Annotated in this window: 9 protein-coding genes and 1 pseudogene; 1 reads left to right on the plus strand and 9 read right to left on the minus strand. The window is 71.8% G+C overall.

The window, feature by feature from the left end; all coding sequences use genetic code 11:
- Positions 1–67: 67 nt before the first annotated feature.
- The 4 genes and pseudogenes from AV521_RS38905 to AV521_RS38915 form a co-directional block, all read right to left on the minus strand.
- Complete coding sequence (locus AV521_RS38905) at positions 68–580, minus strand: methyltransferase domain-containing protein (protein ID WP_107481138.1); 513 nt, start codon at positions 578–580, stop codon at positions 68–70.
- Positions 487–795: an MFS transporter gene (locus AV521_RS53010; protein ID WP_079249620.1), complete on the minus strand. Its 309-nt coding sequence runs from the start codon at positions 793–795 to the stop codon at positions 487–489. Before AV521_RS53010 ends, AV521_RS38905 begins: the two co-directional genes overlap by 94 nt.
- Positions 796–853: 58 nt before the next feature.
- Positions 854–1117 (minus strand): annotated as a pseudogene (locus AV521_RS53015) (MFS transporter); the annotation flags it as partial.
- A gap of 157 nt (positions 1118–1274) precedes the next feature.
- Positions 1275–3434 carry a RecQ family ATP-dependent DNA helicase gene (locus AV521_RS38915; protein ID WP_076095659.1) on the minus strand — a complete coding sequence of 720 codons (2160 nt, stop codon included), beginning with the start codon at positions 3432–3434 and terminating at the stop codon, positions 1275–1277.
- A 419-nt stretch (positions 3435–3853) separates the two neighbouring features.
- On the opposite strand from AV521_RS38915, the gene AV521_RS38920 reads away from it, so the two are divergent.
- On the plus strand, positions 3854–4474 hold the full coding sequence (locus AV521_RS38920; RefSeq protein ID WP_076095660.1) for a hypothetical protein: 621 nt from the start codon (positions 3854–3856) through the stop codon (positions 4472–4474).
- A 349-nt stretch (positions 4475–4823) separates the two neighbouring features.
- Here the strand turns inward: AV521_RS38920 and AV521_RS38925 are convergent, their stop codons facing one another.
- The 5 genes from AV521_RS38925 to AV521_RS38945 all read right to left on the minus strand — a co-directional run bounded on the left by AV521_RS38925 (position 4824) and on the right by AV521_RS38945 (position 9093).
- Entirely contained in the window at positions 4824–5453 is a 630-nt protein-coding gene (locus tag AV521_RS38925) for a hypothetical protein (RefSeq protein ID WP_107481139.1), read from the minus strand.
- Between the two features lie 68 nt (positions 5454–5521).
- Positions 5522–6223, minus strand: coding sequence for a ribonuclease HII (locus tag AV521_RS38930; protein WP_076095663.1), 702 nt, complete (start codon positions 6221–6223; stop codon positions 5522–5524).
- A gap of 81 nt (positions 6224–6304) precedes the next feature.
- Complete coding sequence (locus AV521_RS38935; RefSeq protein WP_076095666.1) at positions 6305–6928, minus strand: TetR/AcrR family transcriptional regulator; 624 nt, start codon at positions 6926–6928, stop codon at positions 6305–6307.
- 450 nt (positions 6929–7378) lie between these two features.
- Positions 7379–8023: an NAD(P)H-binding protein gene (locus AV521_RS38940; RefSeq protein ID WP_076095668.1), complete on the minus strand. Its 645-nt coding sequence runs from the start codon at positions 8021–8023 to the stop codon at positions 7379–7381.
- A gap of 116 nt (positions 8024–8139) precedes the next feature.
- Complete coding sequence (locus AV521_RS38945; protein WP_371917101.1) at positions 8140–9093, minus strand: aldo/keto reductase; 954 nt, start codon at positions 9091–9093, stop codon at positions 8140–8142.
- Positions 9094–9202: the final 109 nt, after the last annotated feature.

The raw sequence follows: 9202 nt of genomic DNA on the forward strand, positions 1-9202 counted from the left end.
GTCGAATCAGGGACACGACAAGCCCGGTCCGGGTTGTCCACAGGTGCGACCGGAGCCCGCCCGATTGTCAGTCCTGTCCTGTTGTATCGGGCCCATGGATCGCACGAGTCGTATTGCGGGAGCGGTGGCGGGCGGCACCTTCCTGGATCGGTTCCCGCGGATGCCGCCGGACCATGCTGGTGTCGCCGCCGAACGGGGCGCTCACCGGGCCCAGCATGGAGATGAGCCGGTCCGGCCACCAGCGCGGCAGCCGGTAATCCAGCACCACCCAGCGCCCGCCGGGGCCGAGCGCCCCGTAGCCGCGCTCGATCACCTTGGCATACCCGCCGATGACAGTCAGGGAAGAGCAGGCGATGATCCCGCGTACGTCCTCGGGATACTGAAGAGGCCGCCAGGTCGGCCTGCACCAGAGAGACCTGGGGGAGCCAGCGCTGCATACCCGGTCCCCGGTCTGTTCCAGCGTGGCGTCGGTGAGGTCCGCGCCGATCACCCGGCCGGTCGGGCCCATGGCCTCGGCGAGCAACGGAAGGTTGTGGCCGGTGCCGCAGCCGGCGTCGACCGCCGTGTCGCCCGGGCCGATGAGTTAGCGACGACGTCGGGGGCCAGCACCGCCATGAGCGCCCCCACGTCGCCGCCGACCGCGGGACCGGCGACCGTGGCGAGGCCCGCGACCGCCGACCACACGCCGAAGGCCGCGCCGCTCCGCTCCGCCGGGAAGACGGCCCTGATCAGAGCCGGGGTCTGCGGCATCATCACCGCGGCGCCGAGCCCCTGGACCGCCCGCGCCGCGATCATCTGACCCGGTGTGTCCACAAGGCCGCACACCGCAGAGGCCGCGGTGAAGGGTGAAGACCGCGAGTCCGGCGGCGAAGGGCCGCTGCGGCCCGAACCGGTCGCCGAGCCGTCCGGAGAGCAGCAGCAGCCTCGCGAAGACCAGCATGTGGGCGTTGGCGAACCAGAGGATGGCGTCCAGCGACGCGTGCAGCCCTTTCGCCGTGTCGGGGATGGCGATGGTGACGATCGTGGTGTCCAGCAGCGTCATGAAGAAGCTCGCGCAGAGTACCGCCAGCACCAGCCAGGGGTGTCGCTGCCGCGCTTTCGGTGCGTCCGTGCCCATCCCGTGGCCTCTCGTTCATCGTCGCGTGGGGAGCTTCACCACGACCGACGCAGCCGGGGGCGGAACCCTGACATGGGTTGGACACGGGGACATGGGCGGGCGCCGTACGACAGGGGTGGGCACGGCGCCGTACGGCATGAAGGAGTCGGGTGGGTGGTCAGCCCGCCGCGGCGAGGACCAGCGGAAGGACCGGCCCGCTGCCGGCCCGGCGGAGCAGGCGGGCCGCGACCGCGAGGGTCCAGCCGGACTCGGTGCAGTCGTCCACGAGGAGGACGGGGCCGGGAGAGGCGGCCAGGGCGCCGGCCAGGTCCTCCGGGACGGTGAAGGCTCCCGACAGCGCCCTGAGGCGTTGGGCGGAGTTGCTGCGGCGTGCCGCGTGCGCACCGTTCGGCCCGGTGTACGTCAGGCCTCCCAGGTGGGGAAGGCGGCCGATGGCCGCGATGCCCTGGGCGAGGGAGCCGACCAGCTGCGGGCGGGTCAGCGACGGTACAGAGACGACTCCGACGGGCCGGGCCGAGGCGTCCGGGACGTTCGGCGCCCAGCCGCCCGCAGAGCGCGCCCAGTCGGCGAGGACGGCCACCGCGGCCTGCAGGACGTCGTCGGGGACCGGGCCGTCGGGTGCGTTCTCCGCCAGCAGGGGGCGCAGCCGGTTGCCCCAGCCGATGTCCGAGAGCCGGCCCAGGGCGCGCCCGGTGGAGCACTGCTCACCGGCCGGGATACGGCCCTTGAGATCGATGCCCAGGGCGGGCATCCCCGTCGGCCACATCCGGCGCGGCTCGATCTCCACGCCCGGGCGGTCCAGTTCCTTCGTGGCGCCCTTCAGCGCCTCGGCCGACACGGCGGACCCGATCCACGGGCCGGCGCAGTTGTCGCAGCGGCCGCACGCGGCCGCCCCCTCGTCGTCCAGTTGCCGGCGCAGGAACTCCATCCGGCACCGGGACGTGTGCACGTACTCGCGCATGGCCTGCTGCTCGGCCGCCCGCTGCCGCGCCACCCAGGCGTACCGCTCGGTGTCGTACACCCAGGGCTGCCCGGTGTTCTCCCAGCCGCCCTTGACCCGCTTGACCGCTCCGTCCACGTCGAGGACCTTCAGCATCGTCTCCAGCCGGGTACGGCGCAGGTCCACCGCCGCCTCCAGGGCCGGCACGGACAGCGGCCGTCCCGCGTCGGCGAGGGCCGAGAGGGTCTGGCGGACCTGCTGCTCGGGCGGGAAGGCGGTGTCGGCGAAGTAGCGCCAGATCGCCTCGTCCTCCTTGCCCGGCAGCATCAGTACGTCGGCGTGCTCCACTCCGCGCCCGGCCCGGCCCACCTGCTGGTAGTAGGCGATCGGCGAGGACGGCGAGCCGAGATGGACGACGAAGCCCAGGTCCGGCTTGTCGAATCCCATGCCCAGCGCCGACGTCGCGACCAGTGCCTTGACCCGGTTCTCCAGCAGGTCGGCCTCGGCCTGCAGCCGGTCGGCGTTCTCCGTGCGGCCCGTGTAGGACGCCACCTCGAAGCCGCGCTGCCGCAGATAGGCGGTGGCCTCCTCGGCGGCGGCCACCGTCAGCGTGTAGACGATCCCGGAGCCCGGCAGCTCGTCGAGGTGCTCGGCGAGCCAGGCCAGGCGATGCGCGGCGTCCGGCAGTTGGACCACACCGAGGCGCAGGCTCTCCCGGTCCAACGGGCCGCGCAGCACCAGGGCCTCACCGGCGCCGGTACCGAGCTGTTCGGCCACGTCCGCGGTGACCCGCGCATTGGCGGTCGCGGTGGTGGCGAGCACCGGTACGCCGGGGGCCAGCTCGGCCAGCATCGCGCGCAGCCTGCGGTAGTCGGGGCGGAAGTCATGGCCCCAGTCGGAGATGCAGTGCGCCTCGTCCACCACCAGCAGGCCCGTCGTGGCCGCGAGCCTGGGCAGCGTCTGCTCGCGGAAGTCCACGGAATTGAGGCGCTCCGGGCTGACGAGGAGCACGTCGGTCTCGCCGCGCTCGACCTCCTCGTGGATCGCCTCCCACTCCTCCGGGTTGGCCGAGTTGATCGTCCGCGCCCGGATACCGGCCCGTGCCGCCGACTCGACCTGGTTGCGCATCAGCGCCAGCAGCGGCGAGACGATCACCGTCGGGCCCGCTCCGCGCCGCCGCAACAGGGCGGTGGCGACGAAGTACACCGCCGACTTGCCCCAGCCGGTGCGCTGCACCACCAGCGCTCGCCGGCGCTCCTCGACCAGGGCCGCCACCGCTCGCCACTGGTCCTCCCGCAACCGCGCCGAGCCCTCCGGGGCACCGACGAGCTCGGCAAGGACGGCATCGGCTTCGGCGCGCAGCTCCAGGGTGTCCATGCCCCCATGCAACCCGATTCCGCGGGCCGTCGGCCAATTCACTCAGCGTGAGCGGCGTGCGGTCGACGCATGATCGGTGCCTCTGCCGGGCATCGGCCGAGGAGACCCGCGACGCGGTCCCGCCCGAGCTGCCCAGGCCATCCAGGGTCGACCGCGCGCCCGGTCCCGGCAGCCGTACGGGGCACGAACCGTCACCCCAGGCGTCAGCGGTCCAACCTCTGGGTAGGGATATAAGCCACGCACCACCAGATAAGCGTCGGTGGCCCCAATTGCTCGTTGCCGCATCCAAGTTCGACAGGAAGAATTGAGGTCCGTTCCCCGCACGGCTCGTCCGTGTTCCGGTTGGGCTCTTCTGCGGTGCGCGGTCCCTCGAAGTCCGACCCCGCCCGCAGTGTGGGCGCGTAGCCGAAGGGAGGAACGTGACCTTCGGATTCGCCTCGTCCTCGGCGGCCTCGTTGTCGACGTCCGCGTCCGCCGCTTCCGCCAGTCGCCTGCTCGAACCGGCCGAATGGGCCGCCGCCGGAATCCCTCTGCTGCGCAACCCCCGTGAGGTCGTCAGCGGACTGCACGCCCGCCATCGGCCGAGAATCTCGACGGCCGTCGTGGCCGTGCTCGATCCGGAGGAGCGGCTGTGCGCCAGCGCGTCGTTCACGCGTCGCGCGGCCCCGGCCGACGGCTGGATGTTCCGCAACGCGCTGCTCGCGCAGCTGCGCCGGATCATCCCGCACGACCTGCGGCGCCGGACCCCGGTGCGCACGGCCATTCTGGTCTACTGCCGTGAGGGCGACGCGCGTTGGACGGAGGAGGACGGTGCCTGGATGTGGGGTCTGCGTGACGCCTGCACGCTGCACGGCCTGCGGTGCGGGGCGTACATCACGCTGACCCACGACGGCTGGCATGTGCTGGGCGAGGGCCGCAGTGGCCGCCGCCCCAACGCCGACTCCGAGCCGGAGCCCTTCGCCCTGTCGGAGGCCCCGCCCCTGGCACCGCGCACCGGCGGCCCGGTCTCCGAGGTCCTGCGCCGCGCGGCGGCTCGCTGAAGAACGCGGCAGCCGCGGTTCCCCGGCCGTCACCGTACGGCCACGTCACCAGGACGCCTGCCTCATCAGGACGGCCGCGGTCGGCACATCGGTCCGGCCTGGGCCCGCCCCTCGGCCACCGGGACGCGGACGCCGCGCGGGCCCATGCCGTGCCGGGGAACGCGGGGCGTTCCGGTCCGGCCCGCGCGGCAGTGGCTGCTCCGCACCCGGCGTCCCCTCGGCATGGCGCCGGGAGCCGCCCCACGAGCGGCACGGCCGCCGTCGTCCGGGCATGCCAAAGGGCACGCCGAGCGGATGCCGCCGGAGCGGCTGTCGCGTCACCCCGGTGCCCCGAGGCGCCGGACGCGGCTCAGACGCCGGAGCCCAGCACCGTGTTGATCTGTTGCGGATCGCCGCAGACGATCAGCAGGGCACCGGCCCGGGCATGGGCCAGCGGAAGGGCCGAGGCGGCAGCGGAGGCGGGGCCTCCGTTGACGGCCACGACGACCACGGGGCGGGACGCGGCACGGGAGGCGACGGCGGCGTCCGTGTAGAAGACGTCGTCACCGGCGTCGTGCTGCGCCCAGTAGGCAGCTTCACCGAAGGACAGCTCGTGCTCCGCCCACGGGTGCTGGGCACCAGTGGTGATCACGAGCACGTCGCTCGGGGCACGACCCGAGTCCAGGAGCAGATCCACCGCCTCGTCGGCGGCGTCGAGCGCGCCCTCGGCCGAGGCCGGGATCAGCTGGATCTGCGGAGTCGCCGCCGGAGCGGCGGTAGCGGCCGGGCCTGAGGGGCCCGGCTTGGCCGGAGCCACGTCACGCGGTGAGCGCTGCACCGGCGGCGCCGGCCGCTGAGGGCCGGGACGACCGGGGCGTGACGCCGCGGGGCGGGGGCCGGGTACGGGGCGGGGGGTCGGCGCGGTACGGCCGCTGGCCGGCGTGGCGCGGGGACCCTGGGCACTCTCGTGAATCTGAGGCTCCTCGGGAATGAGAGGCATGAGCTGATATTTATCAAACGTTGGTGCGGCGCGGGTGACCGGGTGGCACATCAGTGCGAGCGGAACCGTCAGAAATCGAAGCCGAGCTGACCCTCGATTTCCGGAACGCTTCCGTCCGCCCAGCTGCGGACCTTCTTGAGGTGCCGCCACTGAGGCAACGCATCAAGATACGCCCACGACAAGCGGTGGTGCGGGGTGGGCCCCCACTCCTCCAGTGCGGCCTTGTGCACGGGCGACGGATACCCGGCGTTGTCCGCGAACCCGAAGTCTGCATGGTCGACACCCAGTTCGGCCATCGTTTTGTCGCGCTGGACCTTGGCTATCACCGACGCGGCCGCCACGGCCACACATGACTGATCGCCCTTGATCACCGTGCGCACCTTCCACGGGGCGCCGAGGTAGTCGTGCTTCCCGTCGAGGATCACGGCGTCGGGGCGGACCGGCAGGGCGTCCAGCGCGCGAACCGCAGCGAGCCGCAGTGCCGCCGTCATCCCCAGGCCGTCGATCTCCTCGGGGGAAGCATGCCCCAGCGCGTAGGCCGTCACCCATACCCGCAGGACCTCGGCCAGTTCCGTGCGTCGCTTGATCGTCAGCAGCTTGGAGTCGGTCAGACCCTCGGGCGGACGGCGAAGTCCGGTGACCGCGGCGCAGACGGTGACAGGCCCGGCCCAGGCACCGCGCCCCACCTCGTCGACACCGGCGATGACCTTGGCTCCGGTCGTGGCGCGCAGGGAGCGCTCAACAGTGTGAGTAGGCGGTTCGTACGGCATGGCGCCCTCAGCCTACGCCGCCGGGATCACCACCCGACACCCCGGTCGCCCGACCGCCGCACAGATCACCGGGGCGCGGGATCAGACTCTGCACGGCCGGAGCAGCGGGAGCATCAGCTGGTCGATCATCTCCTCGAGTTCCCGATCGGCCCATTCGCTGGCGCACATCTTCGAGCGGTACATCATCATGGCCGGGACGGCGTCCATGACATAGCCGTTGGCGGCGTCCGGACGAACCTCTCCTCGCTCTATTCCACGGACGAGGACCTCACCAAGGAGCTTGACGGTCGGCTCCACCACACCGCCGGCGATCGTCTCCTGGAAGCGCCCAGCCTGAATTTCATCGCATTCGTGAATCACCGAGCGCAGTGCCACACCGGGCGGAGAGTACATGATCTTGCGAACCTGCGGGCACAGCGCGAGGAGGTCCTCGCGCACACTGCCGAGGTCCGGAGCCGTCTGAACCCGGGGCAGTCCGGCCACCAGCGCGTCCGCGACGAGGTCCTCCTTGGAGGGCCAGCGGCGATACACCGCGGCCTTGCCGGTCTGTGCACCGGCCGCGACGCCCTCCATGGTCAGCCCTTTCCAGCCGACCTCGCAGAGCTGCTCCAGCGCGGCGTCGAGGATCGCGCGCTCCAGCACCACGCCGCGCCGACGCGGGGAAGTCGCCCGGGCGGGAGCGGCCGTCCAGCGCGAGGTAACCATCTCTGTCTCTCCAACAAGCAAGGGAAGCGGGGATTCCGGGGCGCATGCGCCACGCCACAACAGCAGGGGACACGGGGCGGGGCACAGGATCAAGTGAACGCTTGCGTTCACTAACGCCTTTATGAGGGATCCGCAGTGACGACCTCTCAGCTGTTCGGAAACCGAATCCGGGCATGGTCTGCCGGGAGGGGCATCCCGGCATCGCACTCACCGTCATCGCGGGCTGCCAACTCATGGTGGGTACTTGAGCGTGCGACGGTGACTTGATGGTCCCGGGTGGTGCCGCCCTCGGCAATGAGCAGGTGTACCGGTTCTCGCGCTTGTACAGGCAGGGGCCTTCGGAGACGCCCGCGCTGATGCCGGAATGGATCCGGTGGGCCCCACCGGTCAGGGCGCACGGCCTCCGGCCGCGTTCCCGCCGCTGCGGCACCAGGGCGCGCCCGAGTCGGTTCAGGCGAGCGAGGCGAGGGATTCGGTGAGTGGGCGGCCGCCTCCGGTCACCTCGAAGAGGCGGTCGTGGGTTGCGGACATGTCCACGGAAGCGATGGCCACGGCCGCGAGGTCCGCGCGGGTCAGAGAGCCCTCGGGGACGCGGTCGCCGACGGTGATACGGCCCGTGGGGGCACCGTCGGTCAGCCACGGCGGCCGGATCACCGTCCAGGTCATGCCCGATGCGGCGAGGTGCAGGTCGGCCGCGTGCTTGGCCTGTCCTGTGGCCCGCAGATATCCGGGCAGCCGTGCGGGGTCACCGCTGCCCATCATCGAGATCTGGATCCAGCGCTTCACACCCGCGTCGGCGGCCGCGTCGATGGCCACGACGATCCCCCGGCGGTCGATCAGGTCGGCCTGCTTCTGGGTCATGCTGCGTGTGGCGGCCGCGTTGATGACAGCTTCGGCGGCGTCGAAGACCTCGGCGAAGGCGTGGCTGTCGGGGGACGCCAGGTCGAGCGCGACGAATTCCACCGCGCCGGCCGCCGCCTTGACGGCTTTCTGCGGCTTCCGTACGGCGCCGCGCACCGGTTGGCCCAGGCCGAGGAGCTGATCAACGATCAAGCGGCCGGTGCCTCCGGTGGCGCCCAGGACTGTGATGGTCATGTGCTCTGTACTCGTCTCTCTTCGGTCTCTCGCCGGTCCCTCATCTGACTTCCGGCGGTCTTTCGGGTCTGCCGGTCTCGCGTCGCACGTGTGGTCGTGCGGCGGTGGTCCCGCGGTCACAGGTTCAGCGTGGCCATCCGCGCCGCGTCGTAGCGCTCACCGACGACGGCGCCCACGGGGATCGCCTCCTCCAGGGCTCGGACCAGGTCCTCGGTCAGGGCGACTCCGCAGGACCGCAGGTTCTCGTCGAGGTAGGCGCGGCGCTTGGTGCCCAGGATCGGTACGACGTCGGGGCCCTGACGCAACAGCCAGGCGAGGGCCAGCTGGCCAGGGGTCGCGTCCGCGGTGGCGGCGAGTTCACGCAGCCGCTCGACCAGAACGAGGTTGGTCACCAGGCTGCTCTGCTGGAAGCGCGGGGCGAGGCGGCGGATGTCGTCCCCGGGGAACTGGCCGGGGTCGGCCACGGTGCCGGTGAGCAGCCCCCGTCCCATCGGGGCGTAGGCCACGAGCCCGATGCCCAGTTCCCGCAGGGTGGGCAGATGCTCCGCCTCGATGTCGCGGCTGAAGAGGGAGTACTCGTACTGGCCGGCGGTGACGGGGTGGACCGCGTGCGCCCGCCGCACCGTCGCCGGGGCGGCCTCGGAGATGCCCAGGTGGCGTACCTTGCCCGCGGCCACCAGTTGGGAGAGCGCACCCCAGGTCTCCTCGATGGGGACCGCCGGGTCGATACGGTGCTGGTAAGTAAAGGTCGATGTGCTCGACACCGAGGCGTCGCAGGCGGCGCGCACGTAGTCGCGGCGGCCGTTGATGCCCTTGACCGTGCCGTCCGGCAGGCGCTCGATGCCGAACTTGGTGGCGAGGACGACCTCGTCCCGCCGGTGCGCTATCTCCCGGCCGACGAGCCGCTCGTTGGTGAACGGACCGTACATGTCGGCCGTGTCGAGCAACGTGCCCCCCTCGTCGAGGGCACGCCGGATGGTGGCGATCGACTCGGCGTCGTCGCCCGGACCGTAGAGGTCACTCATGCCCATGCAGCCGAGGCCGAGGGCGGAGACGGCGAGGGTGGACAAGCGGCGTTGGTACATCGTTCTCCCGGGTATTGAGTACGTTTCGGGTGAAGGCGGTCGCGCGTCGGGTCAGGCCAGTCGTACGACCGCCCGGGACATGCCCAGCACCTTC

This window comes from Streptomyces sp. IMTB 2501 (assembly GCF_001953885.1).
Taxonomy (GTDB): Bacteria; Actinomycetota; Actinomycetes; order Streptomycetales; family Streptomycetaceae; genus Streptomyces.

What these genes read in the sequence shown, in the direction of transcription:
- AV521_RS53010 (WP_079249620.1), bottom strand. Translation starts at nt 795, where the DNA reads ATGATCGCGGCGCGGGCGGTCCAGGGGCTCGGCGCCGCGGTGATGATG.
- AV521_RS38915 (WP_076095659.1), bottom strand. Translation starts at nt 3,434, where the DNA reads ATGGACACCCTGGAGCTGCGCGCCGAAGCCGATGCCGTCCTTGCCGAG.
- AV521_RS38925 (WP_107481139.1), bottom strand. Translation starts at nt 5,453, where the DNA reads ATGCCTCTCATTCCCGAGGAGCCTCAGATTCACGAGAGTGCCCAGGGT.
- AV521_RS38930 (WP_076095663.1), bottom strand. Translation starts at nt 6,223, where the DNA reads ATGCCGTACGAACCGCCTACTCACACTGTTGAGCGCTCCCTGCGCGCC.
- AV521_RS38935 (WP_076095666.1), bottom strand. Translation starts at nt 6,928, where the DNA reads ATGGTTACCTCGCGCTGGACGGCCGCTCCCGCCCGGGCGACTTCCCCG.
- AV521_RS38940 (WP_076095668.1), bottom strand. Translation starts at nt 8,023, where the DNA reads ATGACCATCACAGTCCTGGGCGCCACCGGAGGCACCGGCCGCTTGATC.